This window comes from Brevibacillus sp. FSL K6-6036 (assembly GCF_037964015.1).
Taxonomy (GTDB): Bacteria; Bacillota; Bacilli; order Brevibacillales; family Brevibacillaceae; genus Brevibacillus; species Brevibacillus borstelensis.
Window position 1 is genome coordinate 3,831,840 of record NZ_CP150173.1, and the last position, 26,639, is coordinate 3,858,478.

The 26,639-nt window shown below is 53.9% G+C and carries 20 protein-coding genes; 2 read left to right on the plus strand and 18 right to left on the minus strand.

The window, feature by feature from the left end; genetic code table 11:
- Positions 1–151: 151 nt before the first annotated feature.
- The 4 genes from NST37_RS19220 to NST37_RS19235 all read right to left on the minus strand — a co-directional run bounded on the left by NST37_RS19220 (position 152) and on the right by NST37_RS19235 (position 5,418).
- Positions 152–1,879, minus strand: coding sequence for an iron ABC transporter permease (locus NST37_RS19220; RefSeq protein ID WP_003388914.1), 1,728 nt, complete (start codon positions 1,877–1,879; stop codon positions 152–154).
- A gap of 12 nt (positions 1,880–1,891) precedes the next feature.
- Positions 1,892–2,968: an ABC transporter ATP-binding protein gene (locus tag NST37_RS19225; protein ID WP_003388912.1), complete on the minus strand. Its 1,077-nt coding sequence runs from the start codon at positions 2,966–2,968 to the stop codon at positions 1,892–1,894.
- Between the two features lie 123 nt (positions 2,969–3,091).
- Positions 3,092–4,216, minus strand: coding sequence for an extracellular solute-binding protein (locus tag NST37_RS19230; protein WP_024983899.1), 1,125 nt, complete (start codon positions 4,214–4,216; stop codon positions 3,092–3,094).
- 23 nt (positions 4,217–4,239) lie between these two features.
- Positions 4,240–5,418 (minus strand): ROK family transcriptional regulator, encoded by a 1,179-nt coding sequence (locus tag NST37_RS19235; protein ID WP_003388910.1) that lies wholly within the window; start codon positions 5,416–5,418, stop codon positions 4,240–4,242.
- A 305-nt stretch (positions 5,419–5,723) separates the two neighbouring features.
- Between NST37_RS19235 and NST37_RS19240 the strand changes: the two genes are divergently transcribed.
- On the plus strand, positions 5,724–6,539 hold the full coding sequence (locus NST37_RS19240) for an alpha/beta hydrolase (RefSeq protein WP_003388909.1): 816 nt from the start codon (positions 5,724–5,726) through the stop codon (positions 6,537–6,539).
- Between the two features lie 181 nt (positions 6,540–6,720).
- On the opposite strand, the gene NST37_RS19245 is transcribed toward NST37_RS19240, so the two are convergent.
- The 11 genes from NST37_RS19245 to NST37_RS19295 form a co-directional block, all read right to left on the minus strand.
- Positions 6,721–7,605: a LysR family transcriptional regulator gene (locus NST37_RS19245; RefSeq protein WP_003388908.1), complete on the minus strand. Its 885-nt coding sequence runs from the start codon at positions 7,603–7,605 to the stop codon at positions 6,721–6,723.
- Positions 7,606–7,690: 85 nt separating this feature from the next.
- Complete coding sequence (locus NST37_RS19250; protein ID WP_024983897.1) at positions 7,691–8,803, minus strand: dipeptide epimerase; 1,113 nt, start codon at positions 8,801–8,803, stop codon at positions 7,691–7,693.
- Between the two features lies 1 nt (position 8,804).
- Positions 8,805–9,770: a threonine/serine dehydratase gene (locus tag NST37_RS19255; protein ID WP_031931884.1), complete on the minus strand. Its 966-nt coding sequence runs from the start codon at positions 9,768–9,770 to the stop codon at positions 8,805–8,807.
- A 78-nt stretch (positions 9,771–9,848) separates the two neighbouring features.
- Positions 9,849–11,006: an amidohydrolase gene (locus tag NST37_RS19260; protein WP_039070497.1), complete on the minus strand. Its 1,158-nt coding sequence runs from the start codon at positions 11,004–11,006 to the stop codon at positions 9,849–9,851.
- 77 nt (positions 11,007–11,083) lie between these two features.
- Positions 11,084–12,496, minus strand: a complete 1,413-nt coding sequence (locus tag NST37_RS19265) for an AbgT family transporter (protein WP_327925781.1) — start codon at positions 12,494–12,496, stop codon at positions 11,084–11,086.
- A gap of 83 nt (positions 12,497–12,579) precedes the next feature.
- Positions 12,580–13,701 carry an aminotransferase gene (locus tag NST37_RS19270; protein WP_039070498.1) on the minus strand — a complete coding sequence of 374 codons (1,122 nt, stop codon included), beginning with the start codon at positions 13,699–13,701 and terminating at the stop codon, positions 12,580–12,582.
- A gap of 23 nt (positions 13,702–13,724) precedes the next feature.
- A complete protein-coding gene (locus NST37_RS19275) occupies positions 13,725–14,780 on the minus strand; it encodes an ornithine cyclodeaminase family protein (protein ID WP_039070499.1) in 1,056 nt (351 codons plus the stop codon).
- 583 nt (positions 14,781–15,363) lie between these two features.
- Positions 15,364–16,347, minus strand: a complete 984-nt coding sequence (locus NST37_RS19280) for an aromatic acid exporter family protein (protein WP_003389517.1) — start codon at positions 16,345–16,347, stop codon at positions 15,364–15,366.
- 187 nt (positions 16,348–16,534) lie between these two features.
- The gene (locus NST37_RS19285) at positions 16,535–18,034 is read right to left on the minus strand and encodes an S-layer homology domain-containing protein (protein ID WP_339185664.1); all 1,500 of its coding nucleotides are present in this window, start codon (positions 18,032–18,034) and stop codon (positions 16,535–16,537) included.
- Between the two features lie 129 nt (positions 18,035–18,163).
- Positions 18,164–18,856 (minus strand): response regulator transcription factor, encoded by a 693-nt coding sequence (locus NST37_RS19290; protein ID WP_003389519.1) that lies wholly within the window; start codon positions 18,854–18,856, stop codon positions 18,164–18,166.
- Positions 18,853–20,346, minus strand: coding sequence for a HAMP domain-containing sensor histidine kinase (locus NST37_RS19295; protein WP_031931890.1), 1,494 nt, complete (start codon positions 20,344–20,346; stop codon positions 18,853–18,855). Before NST37_RS19295 ends, NST37_RS19290 begins: the two co-directional genes overlap by 4 nt.
- A 295-nt stretch (positions 20,347–20,641) precedes the next feature.
- On the opposite strand from NST37_RS19295, the gene NST37_RS19300 reads away from it, so the two are divergent.
- Complete coding sequence (locus NST37_RS19300; protein ID WP_327925788.1) at positions 20,642–21,478, plus strand: SDR family NAD(P)-dependent oxidoreductase; 837 nt, start codon at positions 20,642–20,644, stop codon at positions 21,476–21,478.
- A 74-nt stretch (positions 21,479–21,552) separates the two neighbouring features.
- Here NST37_RS19300 and NST37_RS19305 read toward each other — a convergent pair whose 3' ends face one another.
- The 3 genes from NST37_RS19305 to hemQ form a co-directional block, all read right to left on the minus strand.
- Positions 21,553–23,805, minus strand: coding sequence for an S-layer homology domain-containing protein (locus NST37_RS19305; RefSeq protein ID WP_172920605.1), 2,253 nt, complete (start codon positions 23,803–23,805; stop codon positions 21,553–21,555).
- Positions 23,806–23,950: 145 nt separating this feature from the next.
- A complete protein-coding gene (locus NST37_RS19310; RefSeq protein WP_039070507.1) occupies positions 23,951–25,666 on the minus strand; it encodes a YcdB/YcdC domain-containing protein in 1,716 nt (571 codons plus the stop codon).
- Between the two features lie 147 nt (positions 25,667–25,813).
- Positions 25,814–26,566, minus strand: coding sequence for a hydrogen peroxide-dependent heme synthase (hemQ, locus tag NST37_RS19315; RefSeq protein WP_003389525.1), 753 nt, complete (start codon positions 26,564–26,566; stop codon positions 25,814–25,816).
- Positions 26,567–26,639 lie beyond the last annotated feature (73 nt).

A 26,639-nucleotide genomic window follows, 5' to 3' on the forward strand; every position in this document is an offset into this window, starting at 1 on the left:
ATCTGCAGGAAATTCCTGCATTATCAATCATGGCCTTCATGCAGGGGAGTTCATGCTGTCGCCACGGATTGACCCATAGAAGCAAAACGGAAATGCACGAGTAATCAAAGCGCCAACAGTTGACGGCGGACTTGCTAGGCATCTTGCCTGTTTAAACCGCCGTTCCCGCCTTGTCGCCGGTCAGTTTTCTGGAGACGAACAGCACGATGATGATCACGACGATTTGCAAGACGCCGTATGCACATGCCGTACCGAATTCAAAGGAGTACATCTTTTGGAAAATCGCCACGGAAAGAGGCGTAGTCCGCGGGGTAAAGATCAGAATAGATGCCACGAACTCGCCGATACACTGGACAAACGCGAGCAAGGTCCCGGCCAGTATCCCGCCGAACGCCATCGGAAAGACAACCCGCCGGAAGCTGTACCACCACGTAGCCCCCAGGTTTCGCGCCGCCTCTTCGACAGACGGGTCCATCTGCATCAGCGTAGCCGACGTCGAACGGAACACGAGCGGCAGATGGCGGACAAAGTAGGCAAGCGGGATAATCCAGAAGGTGCCGATCAACACCTGGTTGAAGCTGAACACGGTCGGCTCGCTGAAGGCTGCGATCAGGTTGACCGCCACGACCGTCCCAGGCAGTGCCCAGGGCAGCATAATCAGGACGTCCAGCAATGTCTTTCCGCGAAAACGCAGCCTTACCATCGCATAGGCTGCCGCCACCCCGAACAGGACGATCCCGATTGTGGCAATCGCGCTCAGCTCCAAGCTGTTCATGATCGGACGCCAGGTTTTCTTGTCGGTAAACAAGTCGAGATAATGATCCACCGTATACTTTGGCGGCAATATCTGGACCGTCCACGTGCCGTCCACGGAGAAGGAAATCAAAACGAGCACCAAAATGGGCAGCATCAGGATGACGATGCCGATAAAAGCCAGCACGATCGAGATATAGCGGCCTGTCTTGCTTTTGATTTCCGTTCTGTGCACGCTGACGCCCTTGCTCTGGTTTTGATAATTCCGCGCTCCCTGATACCAGCGCATCAACAGGAGGAAGGCTACCGACACGATCGACAAAATCGTCGATTGCGCCGCCGCCATGTCCAGGTCTCCATTCGTTCGGGAGAGATATATTTGCATCGTCATCGTCCGGTCGATTCCGAAGATGAGCGGGGCCGTGTAGGACGCCATCGAAATCATGAACACCAGCAGGGACGAGGCGACCAGCGCAGGGGTGAGCATCGGCAAAATGACTCTCCGCCAAACGGTAAAACGCCCTGCCCCAAGGCTTGCGGCTGCTTCCTCCAGAGACGGGTCAAGCCCCTTGATCGCCGCCGACGCGGTCATGAAGAAATACGTGTACATCGTAAAGGTGTGAACGACGACAACACCCCAGATCCCTTTCAAGGAAAACGGCACTTGGGCCAGGCCGAACAATTCCTTGAACGCCCGTGGGAAAATGCCGCTCTCACCGTACAAAAACGTAAACGAGAGCACCCCGATCAGCGGCGGCAGGGCCATCGGCACCAAGGCAAGCACCGACAGGATTTTTCGCCCCGGAAATTCGTAGCGCTCCAGCAAAAAAGCCATCGTCACTCCGACAATTCCGCAACTGATGACGCTCAGGACGGATATATAAATGCTGGTCCACAACGCCTCCAGATTGGCCGTATGCTCCAGACTGAAGAAGCGGACGTAGTTTTTCCACGTCGTCTCGCCATCGATGTGGACGCTGGCGACAAACGTTTCCCAGAGCGGGTAAATGACGTACGCCAGCAAGATCAAAAACAGCGGCGAAACCAGTACATACACAAATGCCGGCGAAGAGGTAAACGACATTCGCCTTGCGGGTGCCGATCCTGGCTGCAGCTCTGCTCTCATCGCTTTTCCTCCTTATCCGGCAAAATAGATGCTGTTCTTTGGAATGTGCAGGGAAATGGCCTCCCCGGGCTGTTTGACAGCGCTTCCTTCATTGATAAACATGCTCCTCAACTGGTGGGGTCCGACGCTGGTCACGTAGTTGACGCATGCACCGGTAAACTCGGCAAGCGCCACGGTTCCTCTCACCACGTTCTCACCGTCCGCTCCCGCACTTTCCCGAACCGCTTCGGGACGAATCGAAAGCGCTACCTTTTCTCCGACCGCCAAACGAACCTGCGGGGATGCCTGCTGCAAGGAGCCGCACAGGGAGATGTCGGGCGTCACCTGCACATAGACGTTTTGGCCCTCAATTCCTGTCACTGTCGCTTCCCACAGATTGGTTTCGCCGATAAAGGACGCGACGAAGCGGTTCACCGGCCGGTGGTAGATCTCGTGCGGCGTGCCGATCTGCTGCACCACTCCGCTGTTCATGACCATGATGCGGTCTGACATCGACATCGCCTCCGCCTGGTCGTGCGTCACGTAAATGGTGGTGATGCCCAGCTCCATTTGCAGGCGCTTGATTTCATAACGGGTCTCTTCCCGCAGCTTCGCGTCCAGGTTGGACAGCGGTTCGTCGAGCAGCAGGATTTGCGGCTCGATGACGAGGGCACGGGCGAGAGCGACACGCTGCTGCTGTCCGCCAGACAATTGGTCGATCCGGCGTTCTCCGTACCCATCGAGACGGACCAGCTTCATGATCCTCTCCACGCGTTCTTTGATGTCGGCTTTCGCCATTTTTCGAACCTGCAAGCCAAAGGCAATATTTTCAAACACCGTCATATGCGGAAACAGGGCGTAGTTTTGGAAAACCATCCCGGTATTGCGCTTGTTGGGCGGCAGCATCGTCACATCCTGGCTGCCGAACGAGATGCGCCCTTCCGTCGGGTAGTAAAAGCCGGCGATCATTCTGAGGGTAGTCGTCTTCCCGCAGCCGCTGGGGCCCAAAAACGTGAAGAATTCTCCTGATTCGATATGAATGTGGACATCTTCTACCCCTTTGGCCTTTCCAAATCGCTTGTGTACGTGATCCAGTGTTACGCTGCTCATCAGGTGTCCTCCCTAAAAAAAATGGGCCCGGTCCGGAAGTGATCGCATAAAGACCACCTCTATGCAAGAGCCAGACGGAGCGACTTGTGTGCCTCCCCGTCTGGTCGCTGTCCGTGAAACCGGTTACTTCTTTCCTTTTCCTTTGATGTTTTCGTCCCAATGCTGCATCCATTCTTTTTCTTTTTCCGCCATGACCTTCCAATCCAGCTCCAGCGGCTTCAGCTCGAGGTTTTTCATGAAGTCAGGCAGATCGTCCTTGTTGATGTCCGTGCGGGACGGGAACTGGAAGCGCTCCTTGGCAAGCTGGGCGGCAATTTCCGGACTGAACAGGAATTCGTAAAACTTCTTGGCCGCGTCCGCGTTTTTCGCGCCTTTGATCAAGCCGACGCCGTCTACGAGGATCGGTGCCCCGCTCTTTGGATAGACGAAGTCGTATGGATGGTTGTTCTGTTTGCTCTGAATCAGTACGTCTTGCAGATTCCACAGAGAGATGACGCCTTCCTGGCGGTCCAGCTTGAGGTAGAGGTTGGTCGGGTCCTGGGTGTATTCCTTGGTGTTGGCGTCAAGCTTTTTAAGCCACTCGTAGCCTTTTTCCGGGGTGTCTGGTCCTTGGCGGTAGATCATGGCAGAGTAGATGGTCCTCATCGTTCCCGATGGCAGAACGTTGCGGATTACGATTTTATCCTTGTACTTGGGATCGATCAGCTCATCCCAGTCTTGCGGAACTTCCTCCGGCTTGAGCGCCTCGGAGTTGTACATGATGACCTCCGGCAGCAGCATTTCTCCATACCAGCGATCCTGCGGGTCCTTGTACAAATCCGGAATCTTGTCGGCAAACGTCGGCTTGTAAGGCTCCAGCAAGCCCTCATCCGCCGCCGTGCTCAGAGCGGACTGCGTGCCGCCCCACCAGAAATCGGCCTGCGGATTGGCTTTTTCGGCGCGTACGCGTTCCAGAATCTGCTGCGCTCCCATCTCCAGCGTCTCCACTTCGATATTCGGATACTTTTCATTGAACTTGGGCAGGACGATTTCGAAGATGTTCTTGTCGCGTGCGGTGTAAATGATCAGCTTCTGGTCGCCTTCCGGTTCGGCAGGCTTCGCTTCGCCGGACGGCTGCCCGCCAGTATTGTTGCTGTCTGCCGGCTTCGCCTCCTGTCCACCGCCGGAGCACGCCGCAACCGTCAGGGCCAGCGAGCTGGCAAACACGCCTCGCATCCATTTTTTCAGTGTGCTGTTGGACTGTTTCAAAACAAACTCCCCCTTTTTTTCTGTTACCTGTCCAGCAGTCTCGTGGACGGGAACGCCTCTAAAACGCTGTGGACGGCACCGATCAAGCCCGCCTGTTCGCCAAGAGCAGCCTTTTCCAGACGAGGCGCTACGGGCACCCACTCACTTAGCCAATCGGAAATCCGCTTCACCCCTTTATCATCGATATGGACCATCTCCCCGCTCAGGATCAACAGCTCCGGGTTCAGGATGCTGACAATATTGGCTATTCCGTATGCCCAGTTGAGGTACACTTCGTCCAGAAGTCGGACGGCTTCCTCGTGTCCTTTCTCGGCGTACCGAATCAGCTCTTTTATGACACTCGACCCTTCCTGAAGGTCAGAGAGAAATCCCTTGGCCTTGCATGCGATGCCGGGAGCGGAATAATGCGTCTCGAAAACACCCGACGCTCCGTCCTTTCTGGAATTGGCGGGACCGATCATCATGAAGCCGATCTCCCCTGCCGCTTCCCGGCTCCCGCGGTAAAACTGTCCGTCCAGGATGATGCCGGAGCCGATCCCGGTGCCTACATACATGTAGACGACCGTGCTGTGGCCGACCCCGACGCCGCGGACGTACTCACCCAGGGTCATCATGTTTACGTCGTTGTCGATGATAACAGGCAGCCCGAGGCGCTCCTCGATGGTCTTCTGGATTGGCGAGCCCATCCAGCCTGTGCTGGGCGAAAAGCTGACCGTACCGCTCCCGCGCTGGGTAACGCCGGGCAGGCCGACACCGATCCCGAGCAGCCGGTCAGCGGGAAGACTGCTTTCCTCCAGCAGCCGCTCCAGCCCTTGGGCCAAATCCTCGATCACCAGCTCCCCGTTTCCAGGCTGTGACAGCCGCTTCTGATAACGCCCCAAAAACCGTCCTTTCAGATCAGCTACTGCCATATCCAGCGTGGAGCCTTCGAACACAGCCCCGGCAATCGCGTATGCCTGATAGTTGTACTCGAGCAAAATCGGCTTGCGGCCGCCGCGCGAGTCTCCCATGCCTACCTCGTGCAGGAGGCCTTCCTGAATCATTTCATCGACGAGGGCCGACACACACGGACGGCTGAGCTGCGTCTCCTTGGAAAGGTCGGCGCGGGAAATTTGTCCATGCAAAATGACCTGCTGCAATATCTCTTCCTTGTTCCACTTTTTGACAAGCTTGCTGCTGCCTGTTCTTTTTGAAGAACGCACGCTTTGCCATTCACCACCAAAGAGTTAGTTAATTTAACTAACAAAGTTATCCAAATTATACCCGTCATAGGCTGAATAGTCAAACTCTTTAGATGTATATGACGGTAGGGACAAAAACAGCTCCATGGATCGCAGGGAAGAGCTCTTACGTTATCGCACATTTCTCGTTATCAAGCAGAGTCAAGCGATATGCCAAATAGCTGTACACAAATTTTTAAATCATGACAAAAGTTGTCACTATTATCCGTTACAGTTGACTTGCCATCAAATTTCGTTCAATTCGGATGGGAAAGGGAGGAAAGGAAATGCTTCACGCAAAAGACAATCAATTGCCAACAAGAAAGTACTTTCAATCGGGAAAGATGAAGCTCTCATACCTTGATTTCGGGGGTGAGGGTGAAGAAATTTTACTGATGCTGCACGGACATATGAACGATGCCAGAACCTACTCAGACTTCGCCTCCAAAATCGAGGGTTGGCGGGTGATCGGTTTGGACCAACGCGGACATGGCTGGAGTGAGCACTCTCCCGATCTGGATTACTCCAGAGAAAGCTACCTGAATGATATTTTTAGCCTTATTGACACGGAGCTTGGCGGACAGCCTGTCACCATACTGGGGCATTCTTTAGGCGGAGTAAACGGCTATCAATTTGCTGCACGTTATCCTGAACTCGTCAGAGCCGTTATTGTGGAAGACATCGGTGTCGAGATCAATGCCGACATGTCCTTTGCCGAAAAGCTCCCCAGCCGTTCCGCTTCACTGGAGGAACTGAGAGCATCATTGGAGCGCGCAGGGGTTAGAGCCATTGATTACTTTTCGGAAAGCGTGTTTGAGGATGAACAGGGCTGGGGATTTCGCTCCGACTTAAGAGGGATGAATATTTCTACACAAAACATAAATGGTGTCTGGTGGGAAGACTGGCTGTCCTCTACTTGCCCCATTTTGCTTATTCACGGAAAAAAAAGCTTTGTCATGGATATTCATCAGGCCAAGCTTATGGTTTCCCGCAGGCCCAATACAAAGCTTGAAGTTTTTGAAGAATGCGGTCACGGTGTCCACTCTGATGACCCGAATGGCTTCTATCGGGCAGTGCGGGATTTTCTCGATGGACTACGGTAAAACAGGCTAGCTGTCAGTGCTTAGCTTAGCTTAGCTTAGCTTAGCTTAACTTAGCTTAGCTTAACTTAGCTTAGCTTACCTTACCTGACCTGATCTTACCTTGCCCCGCCCCAAAACCCACTCCCAAAGACGCTGAAAAGAGCATCTCTGGATGAGATGCTCTTTTACGTTATACGAAGCCCTACTGATTTTCCCGAACGCTTTGCCACACATCGGTCACCAGCTCGGCGAAGGTCTCAATCGCCGCCTCGTCCTTTCGCCGCTTCAGGCAAATAATCGACGTCTCGGCACGCCGGGAAAAACGGTGCAGCTCCTCTACCGCTCCGGAACGCAGCTCCGCCTGGATGAGCGCGGTACTGAGAAAGGCGACCCCTGTGTGATTGAGCACCGACCGCTTGATCGTCTCTTCGCTCGTGCACTTGATGACGGATTGGGGAGAGTAGTTGATCTCCGCCAGGCACTGGCTGATAAACCCGTCGAGGTTGCAGCCCTCCTGGTAGGACAGGAACGGATACTGCTCCAGCACCTCGGAGAAGCTGCGCCCGGCAATCATTTCCGGCGTAGCGACCAGCGCGAACTCCTCCAGATCCACCACACTTGCATAAATATCCGAAAGATCGCATGTTCCCGCGATGATGCCGATGTCGGCTTCATGGTTGTTCACCCTGCGCAGCGCCTCCTGGCTGCTGCAGGAAATGACCTGCAGATTCACCTGCGGATGCATTTCCAGATATGACTTCAGCATGTGCGGCATGTACTGGGTGCAGTAAAATTCAGGAGCGGCGACAACCAGATTGCCAAAGGGGTTGTTCAGGTGGTTCAGCTCTTCTTCCATCAGCTGCATGACGGAAAACAACTGCTCCGTATACTGCCTGACCACCTTGCCTGCCGGGGTGAGGAATGTTTTCTTTCCCACCCGGTTCAACAGCGAATGGCCCAGCTCCCTCTCCAGCGCCTTGATTTGCAGGGTAATGGTCGGCTGGCTGTAGCCCAGATGCTCGGCTGCCTTGGTCAAATTCAAATGTTCGGCGACGACCTGAAAGGTCCTTAAATTACGAAGCTCCATCGTCTACACTCGCTTTGTCCGAATTGGAAGGCGTCAAACGCTCATTCCTTATTCCCCAAAGTGTACCCGATGGAGCCCATTTATGCTATGCCAATTTCACGTGAATGCGCATCAAAGACGCAACAGTCTCTTCGTTTACTGCTATTCCCAGCCCCGGTGATTCGCCAAGCCGGATGCGGTCGCCGGTAACGGGGAAATCCGCCACGTCTTTGGCAAACATCCGGGGGCCGACCATCTCGTTGGACCAGATATTCTTCTTTGCCAGCGAAAGATGCGCTCCCGCCGCGGTGGCGACGGCCGACTCCACCATCGAACCGATCTGCACGCGGATTCCCGCCATTTCCGCCTGGTGGTTCAATCGCACTGCCGGGTACAAACCGCCGCATTTCATCAGCTTGATGTTGATCCAGTCTGCGGCATTTTTCTGGGTGATCAGCCGCATCTCCTTGTCTCCCAAAAGTCCTTCGTCAACCATCACGGGGATCGCCGTCTTTCGGCGAATATCGGCCATACCGTCCAGGTCGTCGGCGTGAACCGGCTGCTCGATCCAGTCGATGCCCAACGCCTCCATATGCTTCAGCGCCTGCAAGGTCTCGGCGGCGTACCCCCAGCCCTGGTTGACGTCGACCCGGAGCCTGATATCGGGCCCGACTGCTTGGCGTACGGCCTGCACCCGGGCAACATCTGAGGCGACGTCCGTCCCGACCTTCAGCTTCAAGGTTCCGTACCCTTCGGCGACAGCCGCTTTGGCCTCTTGGGCCATGACCTCCGGCGGCTGAATGCTCATGACATAAGGAATGACCAGCTCGTCGTGAGAAGGGCCGCCCAGCAAACGGTAGAGCGGCTGGCCCGCCAGCTTGCCCATCAGGTCGTGGCAGGCGATGTCAATCGCTGCCTTGGCCGCCGGGACTCCCTTTGCCTTCTGGTTCATCCTGTCGTGAATCCGCTCGATGGAAAACGGGTTTTCTCCAAGCACAGCCGGACCCAGATGATGCTTGATGACCTCGATCGTGCTCCAGTAGGTCTCCCCTGTCACATGCTCGTCCGGAGTAGCCTCGCCGTATCCGACGACTCCCTCGTCTGTCTCCAGCCGGACCAGGATCGTCGGCATCTCGCGGAACGTATCGTAGGCTATGATAAACGGGCGGATCAACGGCAGCGCAATCGCGTAAATGTCGATGGACCGAATCCGCGTCATCCTATTCGTACCTCGCGATCAGCTTTGCCAGCTTGCCTGCGTCCACATTGCTGCCGCTGACGATCGTCAGCACTTTTTTGCCCGCGATGCCCGAAACGGCCCCTTGCAGCAGGGCTGCGACGCCGACTGCGCCCGAGCCTTCGACCATCAGGTGATGCTCTTTTGCCAGCCAGTGCATGGCCTGTGCGACGTGCTCTTCTTCGACGAGGAGTATGTCGTCCACGATCTTCAGCGCCAGATCCAGGTTGCCCTGGGTAATGCCGCCGTGCAGGCCGTCAGCAAGCGAGTCGCTGTACTCCACATCGACCAGGCGTCCTTCCCGGAACGAATAGTACCACGGCGGCGACGCATGGGTCTGGATTCCGATCACCTTCACCGCGGGATTGATCGCCTTGGCTGCGGTCGCGATCCCGCAGATCAGGCCTCCGCCGCCAGCCGGAACGATGATCGTATCGAAATCGGGCTCCTCCAGCAGCGCTTCCAGTCCGACCGTCCCTTGACCGGCGATGATCTGGTCGTCTTCAAATGCGTGCACGAAGGTTCTGCCCGTTTCCTCCGCTAGCTGGTATGCATGCGCCTCTGCTTCATCGTAGTTGTCTCCGTGAACGACCAGTTCCGCTCCGTACTTCTTGATTCCGGCCTTTTTCGTCTCCGGAGCCGTCTTTGGCACGACGATCAGGGCGGATACGCCTTTCAGGGACGCGGCATAGGCTACGCCCTGCGCATGGTTTCCCGCAGAAGCGGTGATAACGCCTTTGGCCAGCTCTGCTTCGCTCAGGGAAGCGATTTTGTTCAGCGCTCCCCTGACTTTGAACGAGCCTGTTTTTTGCAAGCATTCCAGCTTGAGCCACACGTCCGCGCCTGCTGCCCCGGACAGAGCGTCCGAACGCAGCAGCGGCGTCTTCGTCACTTGGCCCTGCAAATCCTTGTGCGCTTTGACAATATCGAAAAATGAAACGGATAGCATCCTGTAAAAACCTCCTTAGGCAAACTCCTTGTGCAAACGGCCGGGCGAGCCTATTAGGTCACCTTTGTCGGCAAGTCCTTATGCAAACTGCTTGACGAGTTGAATGAACAGATTGATCGCTGTCGGCATCACGTCTTCGTCGATATCGAAGCGAGGGTGATGATGCGGATAGGCGCTCTTTTCGCCGTTCATGCCGACAAACACAAAGGCGCCCGGCTTTTTGAGCAAGTAGTGGGAGAAGTCTTCGCCGCCCATGACCGGATCGACGTGAACAAGCAGCTCGCTTCCGAGCTTTTCTGTCACGACCTGCTCCACGAACTGGCTCATCTCTTTGTCATTGACCACCGGCGGCGTGCCCCAGTCGACCTCCAGCGTCCCCTTTGCTCCGAAAGCGGCGCAGATTCCCTCGACGGTCCGCTTCATTTCTTCCGCCAGAGCCCGGCGGGTCGCTTCCGAATGCGAGCGGAACGTGCCGGACATGACCGCCTGGTTGGGAATGATGTTGTACGTCGTCCCCGCTTCGATTTTACCCACAGAGATGACCGCCGGCTCGATGGCGTTCATCCGGCGTCCGACAATTCCCTGCAAAGCGCCGATCACATGGCTGGCGATGTAGATCGGATCGATGGTCTCATGCGGCATCGAGCCGTGCCCGCCCTTTCCTTCGATGACGATGCGGTAATCGTCCGCCGACGCCATCATCGCGCCGTAGGTGATGCCGATCTTTCCTTTCTCCAGCGGCTGCCAGAGGTGCAGGCCAAAGACCGCATCCGCCTGGTCGACCGCTCCCTGGGCCACCAGTTTTTCCGCCCCGCTCGGCAGCATTTCCTCCGAGGACTGGAACAAAAACAGCACGTTCGGCTTCACTTCCTGCCGGTTTTCCGACAGCCATTTGGCGGCGGCGAGCAGCACGGCCGTATGTCCGTCATGGCCGCAGACATGGGCGATGCCCTCGCGCTTGGAAATATAGCCATCCTTCTCGCCTTCCTCCAGGACTGGCAGCGCGTCGATGTCAGCCCTCAGCGCAATCGTCTTTTTCCCTTCGGTTCCTTTCAAAAAGCCGACGACGCTCGGTGCGGGAAAGTCGAGAATTTCGATGTCCAGCTCCTGCAGACATTTTTTGATGTATTCGCCAGTCTCGAATTCCACCCCGGACAGCTCCGGATTTTGGTGCAGGTAGCGGCGGTGGCCGACAGCCCATTGGGCGAGTTCTGGCGTGCACAAGTCTCTAGTCATGCAATCACGCTCCTAGCAAAAATGATGCAGGCAGGAAGCTCGCTGGTCCGCGAAACATCCCCCTGTTCCAATATTTCTTAAAACGGCCCGTAGCCGATCAGCTGGGCCACGACTACTGCAGCGATGGCAACGCCGTACTGAAGGAGGATCAACGGCAGAATCCACTTCATCCAGCGCATCCACGGAATTCCGGCAATTGCCAGGCCCGCCATGAAGTACCCGGATGTAGGGATGAAAATATTCGAAATCCCGTCCCCAAACTGGTACGCGAGCACTGCGGTTTGTCTCGTCACGCCCACCAGATCGGCGAGCGGTGTCATGATCGGCATCGTCAAGGCGGCCATTCCGCTGCCGGACGGCACGATAAAGCTGATGATTGTTTGCAGCACAAGCATGCCAAACGCGGTCAGCGTCGCCGGAATCTCATTGATCAACGCTGCTGCATAGTAGAGTATCGTATCCAGAATGTGGCCCTCGTTCAGCACGACCACGACCGCGCGGGCAACGCCGATCACAAGCGCCCCTGCAATTACGCCGGAGGCTCCTTTCATGAATGATTCTACGATCGTGTTGGACGAGAGTTTCCCGATCAGCCCAATGACAATTCCCAAAAGTAGGAACAGTCCGGCAATTTCCGTAATATACCAGCCGTATTTGATTACGCCGAAGGCCAGAACGACAAAATTGACCACAAAACAGCCGAGAATCCATTTGTGTCTCGTCGTGAGAACAATATCGCCGCGCAGCATCTCCGAGGCGTCTTTCCCCTCAAAATTGCCGAAGAACCCGTGTGAACGGTCCTTTTTCACCTTCATCGCATAGCGGTAGACAAATCCGACCGAGACGATGTACATTACGGCAAAAATGGCAATGCGGTACGCCGCCCCGGAAAACGTCGGAAGCTCGGCAATGCCTTGCGCTACCCCGACCGTAAACGGGTTCATGATCGCCGACGTAAAGCCGACGGAGGCGCCTACCAGGACAATCGCCGCCCCTGTGATCGCGTCAAATCCCAAAGCGACTGCCAGCGGTATCATAATGGCTATGTACGGAATCGTTTCTTCCGCCATTCCCATCAATGATCCCCCCATGGCAAAGAAGAACATCATGATCGGAATCAGCCATTTTTCCTGGTTTTGCAGCTTGCGTGAGAGCGTGACGATCAGAGCCTCAATCGCCCCGGTTGCTGTCAAAATACCGAAGGTTCCGCCGATAATCAAAACGAAAAAGATAATGCCCGCCGCTTCCTCCATGCCGGTATGGACGCTGTTAACGAGTCCAAGCGGCTTTACCGGAGATGATTCGATAAATTGGAATGATTGCGGATCGACGACGCTTCTGCCGTTTACGTCCACGCGTCCGTATTCGCCCGCCGGGATCAGATAGGTCAAGACGACCGCGATCGCCAGCACGGCGAAGAGCAAGACGAAGACGTTTATTTCTTTCACCTTGGAAAGCGAAGGCTTGGTGTTCATTTCTGGTTGCGCCATAAGCAGTTTCCCCTCCCTAAACTTTTTTTAATAATAACATTTTTATATTTATGCAATCAATTGTATTTTTATAGGGCCGGCACTTAGCGGCGGGCCCTTAGATATTCTGATACTTTTGCCAGACCGTCGCGCAGCACGTCTGTGGCGCACGCGTAGCCGATCCGCACATAGCCTTCCATGTCAAAGCAGCTTCCCGGCGTCAGGAAAGCCCCGGTCGTTTTGAACAGGTCGATGCAAAACTCCTCGGACGGGATGTCCAGCTCGTATTTCAGCATTGCTGTCGTCCCGGCCTGCGGCTTCACATACGAGATAAGCGGTTCATTTTGCACCCAGTCGTCCAGAATTTGCAGATTGGTGCGGACGATTCCGAGGTTGCGGTCCATGATCTTGTCGTAGTTTTTCAATGCATGCACGGCGAGGACGTCGTCGATCATGCCGCAGCTGATCGTATTGTAATCGCGGTGCTTGACACATTCCTTGATCACGTCAAGCGGTCCCGCAATCCAACCGAGACGCAGGCCGGCAAGCGAAAACACCTTGGACAGGCTGCCTGTGCTGATTCCTTTCTCGTACAGGTCCGCAATGGACGGAACGACGACCTCGGGGTCCTGATGCAGTCCGCGATACACCTCGTCGCAGAGCAGATAGGCATCCACACTGCGGGCGATTTCCACGATTTCGCGCAGCATCTCTTCGCCTATGAGCGCGCCGGACGGGTTGTTCGGATTGTTGATGCAGATCAGCTTCGTTTTCGGGCTGACCATGCTTCTCAGTTCACCCAGATCGGGATAAAATCCGTTTTCCGGACGCAGCCCGAGGAGCTTCACCTGTGCCCCGAACGATTCCGGCACCGAGTACAGCTGCTGATAGGTCGGATGTACGGTGATGACCTCGTCCCCCGGTTCCACGAGTGAGTAAAGCAGCAGGAAGTTGGCCCCGATGGCGCCGTTCATCGAAATGACATTTTCCGGCTTCATCGTTTTGTACAAACCCGCAACCAGCGAGCGAAACTCCGGCGATCCTTCGATATGACCGTACGTCAGCTTCATTTTTGCCAGTTCGCCAAAAAAGCGCTCCGGCTCATCCGACAGGCGGATTAATTCTTCCACGGTCAGAGAATCCACGCATGTCTCGGCGATGTTGTAGACCGCATCCATTTCATATTCATTCATCCACTCTTCGACTTTAAACGGTTTTACCTGCATCTTTTGTTTGCTCCTCCCTTTTCTTAGAGTTCGACTACCGTACCGGCACCCGTCTTTTCCGCCACCTCAAGCACAAGCTTGGCGGTCAGCAAATCCTGCAGGGCGATGCCGGTGCTGTCAAAGATCGTAATCTCTTCAGGCGACGTCCGTCCGGCTGTCCGGCCCAGGATCACTTCGCCGATTTCCGCTACGATTGTCTCTTTCGTAACGACGCCTTTCTTTACGGGAATCTCCATTTCTCCAACGTTCACCGATTGCGTGACGTCATCTACAAAAACGCGGGCTGCGGCAAACAAATGCTCATCGATCTCCTGCTTGCCTTCCATATCCGCTCCGACACAGGTGATATGCGTTCCCGGCTTTACCCATTCTTTCCGGATCAACGGCTGACGGGCAGATGTAGCGGTGATGATGATGTCCGCTTCTCTTGTCGTCTGCTCGATGTTCTCTACGGGAACAAATTCGATCTGACAGCGCTTGGTGTACTCGCCTAAGAGATCATCCTGTCCTTTAAACTGGGAGGCGACCATTTTGAGCAGCCTGGACTGGATATTTTCGCAAAACGCAGCAGCTCGTTCGTAGGAGCGGGCGTTGTATACAGATACTTTTTTTACATGCTTCATGGCAATCAACGTGGCCAGGATTTGAAAAGGGGCTTGATGACCGCTGCCGACGATCAGCAGATGCTCCGACTCCGGTCTCGCCAAGTATTTGGCGCCGATCCCCCCGGCTGCACCCGTGCGCATGCATGTGATATGCTCGCCGCTGAGGATTCCCCGCGGAGCGCCTGTACGGCTGTCCAGCACCATGACCATTCCGATCAGCTGGGGCAGATTCTTCTCCGTGTTTTCTCCAAACCAGGAGACCAGCTTCAATCCGAAAATGTTGGCACCTGTCAGATGGCCGGACTTGATGTCCATATCCGCTTTGCCCGGCTCGAATTCGTGGAAAACCATGGGGAACAGGGTGGCCTCCTTTTGGGCTTTCAGCGTATAGGCTTGTTCCACCGTCTCGATGACGCGGGCCATGTCCAAAATTTGTTCAGTCGTTTTCTGGTTGATGACGCGAAATGGCAACAACGCGCAGCACTCCTTTCCTCTCTCGATGTTCTTTGCTTTACAGTATCATAGTTGAAATTTATGAAAAAATGAGAAATCGCAATGGTAACCATTGCGAAAATTTAGGGGTTTGGGGAAGTGGATGGCTCAATTAAGTAGGGAGTAATTGCTGCAAAAGAAGAAATCACAGATCCTGTGGATACTTGGCGGCAATTCTAGCCGTACAGAGAGGATGCTTGGTGAAATATGGATATGGGGGACAAAGTGGACTGGGGGTATATCGAACTGTGGCAAATGCTCTCCGACTCTCTGTTCCGCGATCAAACTCGTCTATTCCTTTTCTTTCTTCATGGATACGAAGGCAGATATAAAGAAGCAGATTCCTCCCACTAATAAAAGGGTTGGTAAAGCGATAGATAAAGACATAGATAATCTTAGAAGCAAACTTATTAAAGAAGAAATAATCATAAGAATAGAGGCAATAAAACTTATCATATATCTTTTCTTCACAGTTTTCTCTCCTTTGCCAAATGCAATCAGTAATTACGAATAAACCGCCCGGAGCAGCAACTATTGCAGCCTCCGGGCGGTTTTGCACTCACTTCTAATACCCCTGCTCTTTCCTCTTCACCGGACTTTTCCTGCCCAGCTGGTGCTTAATATACAAGTATTGCTCGATCTCCCGCAGCAAGGTAAAGAGTGACGCGCGGGTTTCGAATTCTTCTCTCGACTGGGGCAGCGGCGCCTCTTGGATCTCTTCCCGCATCACCTGCAGCTTGTCGAGGAAGCGGTACGCCGTATTGCCCGGATGGATGGAATGGCTCAGGTGGTCGAGAAAATCCGCGATTTGATGCCCCTGCGGCACTTGCACGCTGAGTGTCGATACGATCGGCAGCATCCGCTCCAGGTATTCAAACTGTTTTTCCCGCATGACGAAATACTCGTAGTAGGTGTCTTCCTCTTTGCGGACGATGCGGTTCTCTACATCGCGCCAGGCCAGCAGCTTTGCTTCCTCCAGCATTTTTTCGGTCTCGATCATCTCGCGCCCGTCCCAATCGCTTTGGCCGTGGCGCAGGTAAAAGCAGAACTCCTGCAGAATGGTCGCGAAGTTCCTCTCCACAGCCGCCTGCATGCCCTTCAGCTCCTTTTCCAGGCTGGGCATGTAGAGGTTGGCCAGCAAGGCAACACCAACGCCGATCGTAACGAGGGCAAGCTCGTTTAAAATGACGGGCACGTCCATCCGCTCCGCAGAATAGAGATGCAAGAGGACGACCATGCTGGTCACGAAGCCCTCCTGAATGCCAAAGCGGACAGCCAGCGGGAGGAAGACGAGGATGAGAAGCGTCAGCGCTACGGGCTGAAACCCGAGGAGGGCAAACAGCGCAACCCCGACCACCAATCCAAGCAGGCAGGCGAGTATGCGGTTGATCGCTGTCCGAAACGACTGTTTTCGCGTCACCTGAATGCAGAGAATCGCAATAATTCCGGCCGAGGCATAGAAAGAAAGGCCCAGCTGCTGAGCGATCAGAATCGCCGCTCCCGTACCAATTGCAGTTTTTATCGTTCGGTATCCAATTTTTAAAGGCATATTGCTGTTCCGTCCTTCTTTGGTTGGTCATCTTTGTTTTGTTCTTGTCCCTTTTCCCGGCCATGTCCGGCAGAGCTTGTTTCCTCCTAATACAGTATCAAAAACGCCGTGCAAAACAAAGAGAGTCTCTCTTCATGAGAGACTCTCGCGGCATAGAATTCATAAACTTGTGCGGGTGATTAACATTCTATTCAAGCGTTACACGGACACTATCAGCAATCGCCCAGTCGCCTGCAGGAGCGACCTCGTATGTCGTGCCCGCTTCAAGCGCTCCGTCTTTCAATTCAAATGTCCCTACCTGACCCTTGCGGCTTGTCGGCTTGTAATCGGCAGTGAGCTTGGTACCGTCCGGTGCTGTCAGCGTAATGCTGCGCAAGGCGAAAAGCTCGTCCTTCGGATCTTCGGCCAAGGTGACAGACAGCGTTTTTTCATCCGCAGCCTTCACTTCTTCAATCGTCAGCGGCGCCTTCTCGGTTGCGACGAACGTGTTTTTCTGCAGCGTCGCCCAATCCGCTGTCACCGTGTACGTGGTGCCCGGCTTCAGCTTCTGTCCGTCAGGCAGTCGGAACTTTGGCGCCTGGCGGCCATCGGTTGCTTGCGTGAAAGGAACGTAGCCCGCTCTGATCGGTTCGCCGCCCTCTGGCGTGATCGTGACGGATATATCCCGCATCGAGGAGAGAATTTCATACGTTTTTCCGTTGTACTGGTTGTTCTCGTCGAGAGCGAACGGATTCGGGCGAGAGTTGCGGTACGCTACGATGACGTTTCCGTAGTCAGTGACGCCGTCTTCGAGACTGGATTCCACTTCAAACGTGTCGCTTGTAACCTGCTGGGTCGAACGGAGGGCAAGCTTCTCCGGATTGGCTTCAAATGTGCCTGCCTGTTTCCCTTTGTACGTCAATGTGTAGGTGGTTCCTTCTTTCTGAACGGTGGTCGGCACGATATACGTCGCTTCAGTGCCTGTCATCAGCTGCGGCACATTGCGGATGGTCAAGCCGTTGTCAAAGACAAAGTTTTTCTTCGCTGCTTCCAGCTCCACCTCTTCTTTTGGCAAAGGCTTCGCGAACTTCACGACCAGCGTAATCACGTTCTGCGCTTCGATGCTCGTCACTCTGTTCTCGGCTGCCTGCTGAACCTGCTGGGCCTGCTGGGCCGTACGCTTGGCCTCGACCACCAGATAAGCCGCCTCGGCTCTGGATGCTTTCGCCTGAGACTGCGCATTGCCCAGGATTTTCTGGAGGGCCGCTCTATCTGTTTTGCTTGCTTTCGCCACGACATGCACCAGTTCACTGACGGTCAGCGGTTGATCAGGCAGGAATTCTGCTTCGTCTCCGCTCATGATGCCCGCGGAGACAGCAGCCGTCACGTACGGATGAAACCAGTCGCCGCTTCCTACATCGGTGAAAGCTGCGCTTCCCTGACCTGTCGGCAGACCGAATGCCGCCACCGCCAACTTGGCCAGCTCGGCACGGGTAATCGCCTGCTGCGGCTTGAGCAGATCAGCACCGTATCCTTCGAATACGTGCTGTTCTGCCAGCGTTTTCACTGCAGCCTGATAGGACCCGGCTTTGTTTATATCGGCAAAGTTGGCCGCTGCCCAGGCAGATTGAACAGGTATCAGAACAGACGTACCAATTGCAGCGGTGGCAAGCAGTCCGGTGATTGTATGCGAAGCTTTTCTTTTCATGTGGTAACGCTCCTTCCATTCCAGAGGATTCTCGTTCCTCCTCAGGATAGGGAGCAAATCTAAACCCGTTCTAAAGCAGTTCTTAAAAAAACCTTAAGCGGGTCGAAACATTTTCTAAACAAGCTTCTCCTACACCGTAAACCGGTACCCGGCACCCCAGACCGTCTCGATATACTGGGGATGGGAGGGATCGGTCTCCACCTTTTCCCGGAGCTTGCGAATATGGACCGTCACGGTAGAAATATCACCCGCGGAATCCAGTCCCCAAATGCGTTCAAACAGATGTTCTTTGCTAAAAACGCGATTCGGATTGGCTGCGAGAAACGCCAGCAGGTCAAATTCCTTCGTGGTAAAAGGCACCTCCCTCTCGTTGACGAAGACGCGACGCGACGCTTTGTCGATCCGCAAACCCCTGATCTGGATCTCGTCGCTGCGCTGCTCCCTTCCGCCCGAGAGGCGTTCGTACCTGGCCAGATGCGCCTTGACGCGGGCCACCAGTTCTCCGGGACTGAACGGCTTGATCACGTAATCATCTGCTCCCAGACCGAACCCCCTGATCTTATCGATCTCCTCTTTTTTGGCCGTGACCAGCAGGATCGGGATGTCTTTGCTCGTACGAATCTGCTTGCAAAGCTCGAATCCGTCCACATGGGGCAGCATGACATCAAGGATGATCAGATCGTAGTCGCCTTCCAGCGCCTTTGCAAGTCCAGCGCTACCGGAGTGCTCCACATCCACACGGAACCCATTTATTTCCAAATAATCACGTTGAAGCTCTGCAATGCTTTTATCGTCTTCAACGACGAGAATGCTTTTCGTCATGCTTCTGCCCCCTCTACACGCGGCAGGGTGATCAGGATGGCCGTTCCTTCGCCAGCAATGCTGCTCGCTTTGATCGTGCCCCGATGCTCATCGACGATCTGCTTGGCGATGGCCAGGCCAAGGCCGCTCCCTCCCGTGTCCGTACTACGTGACTGCTCCGCCCGATAAAACCGGTCAAAAATATTCGGCATCGCTCTTGGATCGATTCCCGGACCGTTGTCGGAAATCTCGATTCGCACCTGTCCGGTATCGACTTGCAGCGAAAAGGATATCCGCTTTTCCGGCTTGTCATTGTATTTCAAGCTGTTGTCGACGACATTGGCCAGAACCCGCCTCAGCTTGTCGCGGTCCGCCAGTACGAGCGCCGGGGGCGTTGATGGGGCTGCCGAAACTGCTGACCCTTGCCGTTCAAACTCGACCGTCACATTTTTCTCTTCCAGGTCAAATCGCAGCTCGCTTACGTAATCCTCCAGAAAGCGTCCGATGTCCAAGCGTTCAAAGGTAAACGGCAGCTTTCCGAGATCCAGCCTTGAGAACAGGAACAGCTCATCGATCAATTGGTCCATACCCTTTGCCTTGCGGGCGATCGTATCGAGATATTTTTCCAGCTTTTCCGGCGTGTCCGCCACCCCGTCGCGAATCCCTTCTACATATCCGAGAATGGAGGTGATCGGCGTTTTCAGGTCGTGAGAAATATTGGAGATCAGCTCTTTGCGGTTTTCCTCGTACTGCAGCTGGAGCTCCACGGATTCCTTCAGCTTTTTTCGCATATCCTCAAAGGCTTGGGAGAGCTGGCCGATCTCATCGCGGCCGGACTGCTCAATATGAAAATCCAGCTCGCCGTCCCTGATTTGCTCCGTTGCCGTTTTCAACCGGTACAGCGGCCGGATAATGCTCCGCGAGACGAGGAAGTTCAGCAAGCCGTTCATCAGCGCAAGCATCAACAGCAAAAACAGGATCAAGACAGGCAACAGGCTGCGGGTCAGCTCCGCATAAGGGCTTACCTCTTTCATTACGTAAACGCCGCCCTCTGTCTTGTCGGCAAAGTGAAAATCAAACTTGACGTAGGAAAAAAAGCGGCCCTCCGTCTCCAAAATGTCGCGTACATGCAGGTTGCCGAATTCGTAGGGCGGAAGCGCCGCCTTCATCCCTGGCACCTGCAGCATCGGCGTCGCGTGATGGATTTCGCTGCCCTTGCGGACGAGAATCCCCGCCTGAACAGGAGCCAACCGCTGCTCGAGCTCCCGCAAAAATGCCGCGTCGAGGAGCTGCTCGGGGTCGCTCTTGCCGAGAAACTTGGTCTCTACAGACACGGTCTCCTCCGGCTCGGTCAACGGCATGACGGCATAGCGGCTCGTGTACAGGTCGCGTACATGCCTGACGTCCCCTGTCACCGCCACGGCGATGAGAAACACGGCCGCGACAAATAAAATCACGGTAATCAAAAGCATGGCTGTATAGGAAAGCAGCAATCGCAGCCGAATAGACATGGGCACCCCTCCTTTCCCCATCTTACACGAAATGTTGATGACTGCAATGGATTCGGATTGGGTGGTGGCAGTCTTCTTGTAGCATCGTGAGGCAGGAAAGTCTTCTGCCGTGCTTTCAGGTTTCATCTGCACCTCTGCCGGGGCTTTCGTAAAGGAGCTGAAAAGAGGGACAACCCTAGGGCAAAGAAGCCAACTGAAATTTTGGCAATCAAGACAGCAGATGTCATATTGGCCTGCAAAAATAGAGGCATGACTTGCTTTTACGCAAGGTTAATCGAGAGGAGAGATCTGTTCCATGAATCCATTGACAGGCAAAATCGCTTTGGTCACGGGGGGAAGCAGAGGCGCCGGACGAGGAATTGCGGTGGAGCTGGCGAAAGCCGGGGCGACGGTGTATGTCACCGGGAGAAGTGTCAGAGGAAAATCTACGCAAAACTATCCGGGAACAATTGACGACACTGCAGCAGAAATTCAATCCCATGGAGGAACCGCATTTGCCGTTCGTTGCGACCACACAAACGACGAAGAAACAGAAGCTGTCATTGACCGCATCCAACAGGAGCAAGGACGATTGGACATCCTGGTGAATAATGTGTGGGGCGGGAACGAGCTGGCTATCGAATATCAGCCTTTTTGGGAGCTGCCCTTGCTGCATTGGGATCACATGTTTCAGGCAGGTGTGCGGGCACAGCTTGCGACCAACCACTTCGCCGTCCCGCTTATGCGAAGGCGCCAATCAGGTCTGATCGTGCATACAACATTTTGGGACGATCACAAATACACTGGACATTTTTACTATGATTTAGCAAAAAACGCGTTAAACCGAATGGCCTACGGACTGGCAACAGAACTTCAGGCTGACAACATCGCCGTTGTCGCGGTTTCTCCGGGATGGATGAGAACAGAACTTGTGCTGGCCGCGTTCAACACGGACGCAGACCATTGGCAAGCTGTCGAGGAATTGAAGAACACCGAAACTCCTCACTACATCGGGCGTGCCATTTGCGCATTGGCAGGTGACCCGGAAGTGAAGCAAAAAAGCGGTCAAATCGTGAGAGTAGGGGAGCTGGCAGAGGAATACGACTTTACAGATATCGATGGAAGAACGATCCCTCCCTTCCGTCTCGGATAGAAACATGGAAAAGACTGCCGATTTCTTTTGCAAAATCGGCAGTCATCCATCTGACCGAAGCCAGCTATTTTTCTCTATCTGTAGTCTTTCTTGAGTTCGATCAGCTTCTGAACCAGCCTGGCCGCTTCTGCTCTGGTAAGCGTCCCGTTCGGCTTAAAATCGGCTTTCCCCTTTTCGCCCAGAAGCCCGAACGCATGGACGAGCGCTATCGCTGGAACAGCGTTTTTCTCTACGTCTCCGTATGGGGCAGAAAAGATGTCCGTTTTATCCAAAAGGTCGCCGTATCCCAGCAGGCGTGCTACGAATTCAGCCACCTCCGCCCGGGTAATCGGACGATCCGGTTCGAATCTGCTCCCTTTCTTGGCGAAGAGACCGGTCTGAACTCCCTTCTGGACGACGCCGTACAGCGGATGCTTTGGATCGACATCATCAAAGCGATACGGCTGTCGCCCCTCGTCGCTGGAGAGGCTGTACGAACGGTGAAATTCGATTCGCTCAATGAGATGGGAAGCGATGACGGCCATTTCGCCTCGGGTCACCTCCTTATCCGGCTCAACCTTCCCGTCGATTACCGGAAACAGGCCCAAACGAACGGCAAATTGCAATGCCTCCCGATCAGGATGATCCGAGATATCGCTTGCCTTCGTTTTTTCAAGCTGCTTGTCCAGACTGATCCATTCACCAGTGATTGCATCCACCATGCCGCGGTCCCCTGCATAGCGGTAGACGAGAAGCGGCTTTTGTTTGTCCGGCGCTGCCCTGTAGTAGTTCGCCTGCGGCTGATAGTAGGTGAGCAACACTTTTTGCTGCTCTTGCTCTACTTTTTTGGCCGCCTCCCTGTCGATCTTGGCAGCTGTCGGGCTCTCGATCTTCGGATAGCCTTCCCCGCGAAGGTTCAACGTTTCCGCTTCACCCGTCTCAGGATTGACCACGACTTCAAACTCGGCATGCTCGATCGGAATGCCGTCTTTCATCCAGCCAAACGGAATGTAGTAGTATTGACCACGTTCCAGTTGCTCTTCGATTTGTTGTTCCGTAGGCGTGCGATCAATCATATAAATTTCGCCCAGGCGGTCGGAAAGCAGCGTTTTCACCAGTTGCTGGGCACTCTCGCTCGCTTTTTCGTAGGAAACCGCTTTTTCGATCTTTTTGCCAGTCTCTGCACGAAAACCTCGTTCCTTGCTGGAATATTCGATCAGCTCTCCCCGGTCGCTGATCCGAAGCTTGACCGGCTCCACATTTTTCTCCTGGGTGTGAAGCGGAGTGTAATCAAAGCTCCAGTTGCGCCGTTCGATTCCGTCAGGTCCTGTGCTGCTTCCGCTGCCCCGATTGCCATCGGAACGATACGAGCCGGGGAGAAGCTTGATCACCTGGTCGGCTATTTTTTGCGCCTCTTCTTTGGTTATGACGCGATCTTCACCGTCCGTCTTGCGGACTGCGCTACCCAGTGGCTTGAACACGGATTCCTTCGCTTCCTCGCCCCGCTGGTTCAAGGCTTTGCCGCTACTCGCATCCAAAAACTGGGGGTCGCTTTCCAGGTAGCGATAGACTAGCTGATACTGACTCCGGTCTTGAAGGGGCTGCCTGGTCAGTGATGACTTTTCCACAAACACAAGAGAAGGGCTGGTCCGTTCCGCCAGCAGCTTCTCTGCTTCCGCTGCCCCAAGCACATCCTTTGCGTCCGGGAGCGCCTCGTCACTCCACAACCTGTGATACTCTACTACCTCCCCGTCCTGGGAGACGACGATTTGAAAACCGTTCTCCAGGAAGGGTATTTCGTTTTCCACCCGCGTAAATGCAAATGTGTGTTCACTTCCCAAACTATAGTAGTAAGGAAGCAGCTGTTTGTATTCATTCGGCTGGGAGAGCTTCCGCTGCTCATCTTTTGGCGCTACCTTTTTTATGAACTCCTGCGCTTTTGCCAGAGCGGCTTCTTCCTCCAGACTTGCTTCCCCTGCCCCTTTTTCCCGCTGCTCCGTATATTTCGAGTAGTCCAGCAAAACGCCTGTCTTCGCATCGATCGTCGCGTAAATACCGCCTTCTTTCCCATCATCCCAGCTCAGGCGCCAGGATGGGCGATCATAGAAGGATTCTCTTTCCGGGTCCAGGTAGGTAGCCCGCTCCAGCTTGAAATCACCCGGGATGGATACATAGCCTTGCAGTTTTTTGACCGCTTCTTCCTTTGTCATCCCGCCCGTTTTCGCTTCTGCCGCAAATGCGGTACTGCCCACTGCCAGAAGTCCTCCTGCGGGTAAAGGCAATGACGTCATCAACACGGCTGCAGTCAGCCCGGCTGCAAGCTTCCAGGACTGCTTTTTTCTCGTCACTTCGTCCAACTCCTTTCGACTTTTACGTTTTGTTCATTTTGTTCACATCAATTTTGCCATTCATCTGGCAAAAACAGAGATTTTGTCATGGATATCTTTCCTCATGCCGTACCTCATGCCGTAGATACATCGGTTCTTTTTCCGCTTATTTTCGGCCCTTGCTTTCTTTCTCTCTCTGTTTATCCAGAATGATCCATTCGCCGGTGACCGCATCTACGAGTCCTTCATCGCCTATGTAGCGGTAGACGAGCATTGGTGTTTGCTTCTCTCCACGTTTGGCTTTATCCATCCAATTCTCCGGCAGAAAGTAAGTGAGCATGGCTTTTTGATTCTTCTGCTCGATCTTCTTTGCTGCTTCCCGGTCGATTTTTGCTGCTGGGAGGGTGGCTGGCGGTTTTGCGTCTTGTAGAAATCCAAATTCCACCAGTTCCCCTGTACCAGGTTTTACCCTGACATCAAGATAAAGAGGATCAAATGGGATGCCATCGATCAGTAAACCGTAACTGAACACATAATTCCGATTCCCACTTGCCAGTATCTCCTCGACCTCTTGATCGGAAGGAGGATTTCGTTCGATCAGATACAGTTCCCCCAAACGTTCAGGCATTAAGGTCTTCACCATCTGAAGGGCAATTTCTTTCGCTTGTTCATAGGAAATTGCCTTGTCAACTTTTTTGCTTTCTGAATTTATCTCTTTATAATATTGGAGCAGTTCGCCTTTAGGGCTAATAATCACTGTCACCTTCTCGGTCTTTTCCTTTTGCGGATCTGCGGGCACATATTCCATACCTGCGTGTCGTTCCACTACTTGCTCTAGGTTTTGGGCGGAGCTGCCCCCTCTAAATTGCAGAAACCGGTATGAACCCGGAAGCTTCTTCAGCAGATCGTCCGCGATTTTTTTCGCCTCTGCCTGCGTTATCGATTTTTCTCCCGTTGACTTGCTGATGGTGTTTCCAAGCGGAGTAATCTCATAGTCTTTTGCTTCCGTTCCCCATATGTTCAGCATTTTGCCGCTTTTCGCGTCCAGATAGCGGGGGTCTTTGCCTAGATAGCCGTAGACGAGTTTGTACGCCTCTCCCTTTTCATAAAAAGCATCGTGTTCGTCAAAGCTAAAGCCACTCCTACGAGAAGGCAAATCTACAACCACGAGTGACGGCCTCGTCTTTTCAGCCAGACGTTTGACTGCCTCCTCTTCCGCCAGGATGTCTTTTGCTTCAGGAAGAGGCTCATCCGTCCAGTATCGTTTGTATTTGACAACTACGCCGGCTCGGTCTGTAACGATTTGAACGCCGTTCTCGATAAATGGAATGCCGTCATGCATACGGGTGAAGGTATAGACCCGTTCCTGTGCCGAATCATAGTAGTAGTCGAAATTCAACCCAAATTCATTTGGTTCCGAGAGATTCTCCCATTCTTCCTTTGGCAAGGCTCGGATTAAAAAACCATTTGCTGAGCCCAGAGCTTTTTCTTCCTCTACCAAATTCCCGCCCGTTTTTTTTGATTTGCCGGTATCTCTCGAGTACTCAATGAGCGTACCTGTTCGGGCATCGATCTCCATATGGATATATTTAGATTCATCACCTTCACTTTTCCACCTGAGATTCCAAGTTGGCGGAAGACTATGATTGTTTGTAAGGGAGGCTCCCTCCAATGTAAACTCAGCCGGAATGCTGACAATTTCCCCCGCCCTATCCATTACTTGCGTTTTTGTTAAGCTTGCCGTGTCAGCTTCCGCTGCTGCAGTAGCAGCCCCCGTACTCCCAGCCGCGAGAACTCCTCCCGCGGGCAAAGGCAGCGACGCCAACAACACAGCCGCTGACAGTCCGGCCGTGAGCCGCCAGGTTTGTTTTTTGTTTTTCAAGCCATACAACCCCTTCCCAAATTTACACATCATTAGTTATATTACCATTAATTTGGAAAAATAAAAAATCTACCGCTCGTTGCAGCGGTAGATTTTTGTATGTTTGCACTGGTTTTGTTGGTCAGAAGCCTTCGTGATGGCGCCTCTTTACACTTGCAGCATCGCCTGCAGGGACTCCGCAGTCACGCGATTTCCCACCAGGAAGTTGCCAAACTCGCCGTAGCGCGCGCTTACTTCGTCAAAGCGCATTTCGTACACGATGTGCTTGAATTCGAGCGGATCGTTGGCAAACAGGGTGACGCCCCATTCCCAATCGTCAAAGCCTACGGAACCGCCGATAATTTGCTTGACCTTGCCTGCGTACTTGCGGCCGATCATGCCGTGGGAGCGCATCATTTCCGCGCGCTCCTGCATGGTCAGCATGTACCAGTTGTCTTGTCCGTCGCGCTTTTTGTTCATCGGGTAGAAGCAGATGTGCTCCCATTTCGGCAAGGTCGGATAGAGCCGCTCACGGACGTGCGGGTTGGATTTCGGATCTTCGCCCGGATTATGTACGTAGTTGCTCAATTCAACTACAGATACGTAGGAATAATCCACTTCCGTGAAGTCGGCAAATTTCGTCTTGTTAAAGGCGGTTTTGATCGCGTCCAGCTCCTGCATGGTCGGGCGAAGGAACATGAACACCAGATCGGCCTTGTGTCCGAGGATGGAATAGACGGCAGTGCTGCCTGCCTGCTCCTGCTCGTTTGCGTCCCATGCTTTCAGGAGCCCTTGGAGCTCGTCCACAGCTGCATTGCGCTCTTCCGGAGTCGCCTTCTTCCATTTTTCCCAGTTGATCTTGCGGAAATCGTGATACGTATACCAACCTTCCAACGTGAGAAGCGCTTCGTTTGTACTCATCAGGATCAGCTCCTTTGCGTGATATGGCTTGTATTTCCTGTTACCATTCCCAGTATAGCATAATCGCCGGAGG

What these genes read in the sequence shown, in the direction of transcription:
- NST37_RS19220 (WP_003388914.1), bottom strand. Translation starts at nt 1,879, where the DNA reads ATGAGAGCAGAGCTGCAGCCAGGATCGGCACCCGCAAGGCGAATGTCG.
- NST37_RS19225 (WP_003388912.1), bottom strand. Translation starts at nt 2,968, where the DNA reads ATGAGCAGCGTAACACTGGATCACGTACACAAGCGATTTGGAAAGGCC.
- NST37_RS19240 (WP_003388909.1), top strand. Translation starts at nt 5,724, where the DNA reads ATGCTTCACGCAAAAGACAATCAATTGCCAACAAGAAAGTACTTTCAA.
- NST37_RS19245 (WP_003388908.1), bottom strand. Translation starts at nt 7,605, where the DNA reads ATGGAGCTTCGTAATTTAAGGACCTTTCAGGTCGTCGCCGAACATTTG.
- NST37_RS19250 (WP_024983897.1), bottom strand. Translation starts at nt 8,803, where the DNA reads ATGACGCGGATTCGGTCCATCGACATTTACGCGATTGCGCTGCCGTTG.
- NST37_RS19255 (WP_031931884.1), bottom strand. Translation starts at nt 9,770, where the DNA reads ATGCTATCCGTTTCATTTTTCGATATTGTCAAAGCGCACAAGGATTTG.
- NST37_RS19260 (WP_039070497.1), bottom strand. Translation starts at nt 11,006, where the DNA reads ATGACTAGAGACTTGTGCACGCCAGAACTCGCCCAATGGGCTGTCGGC.
- NST37_RS19265 (WP_327925781.1), bottom strand. Translation starts at nt 12,496, where the DNA reads ATGGCGCAACCAGAAATGAACACCAAGCCTTCGCTTTCCAAGGTGAAA.
- NST37_RS19270 (WP_039070498.1), bottom strand. Translation starts at nt 13,701, where the DNA reads ATGCAGGTAAAACCGTTTAAAGTCGAAGAGTGGATGAATGAATATGAA.
- NST37_RS19280 (WP_003389517.1), bottom strand. Translation starts at nt 16,347, where the DNA reads ATGCCTTTAAAAATTGGATACCGAACGATAAAAACTGCAATTGGTACG.
- NST37_RS19285 (WP_339185664.1), bottom strand. Translation starts at nt 18,034, where the DNA reads ATGAAAAGAAAAGCTTCGCATACAATCACCGGACTGCTTGCCACCGCT.
- NST37_RS19290 (WP_003389519.1), bottom strand. Translation starts at nt 18,856, where the DNA reads ATGACGAAAAGCATTCTCGTCGTTGAAGACGATAAAAGCATTGCAGAG.
- NST37_RS19295 (WP_031931890.1), bottom strand. Translation starts at nt 20,346, where the DNA reads ATGTCTATTCGGCTGCGATTGCTGCTTTCCTATACAGCCATGCTTTTG.
- NST37_RS19300 (WP_327925788.1), top strand. Translation starts at nt 20,642, where the DNA reads ATGAATCCATTGACAGGCAAAATCGCTTTGGTCACGGGGGGAAGCAGA.
- hemQ (WP_003389525.1), bottom strand. Translation starts at nt 26,566, where the DNA reads ATGAGTACAAACGAAGCGCTTCTCACGTTGGAAGGTTGGTATACGTAT.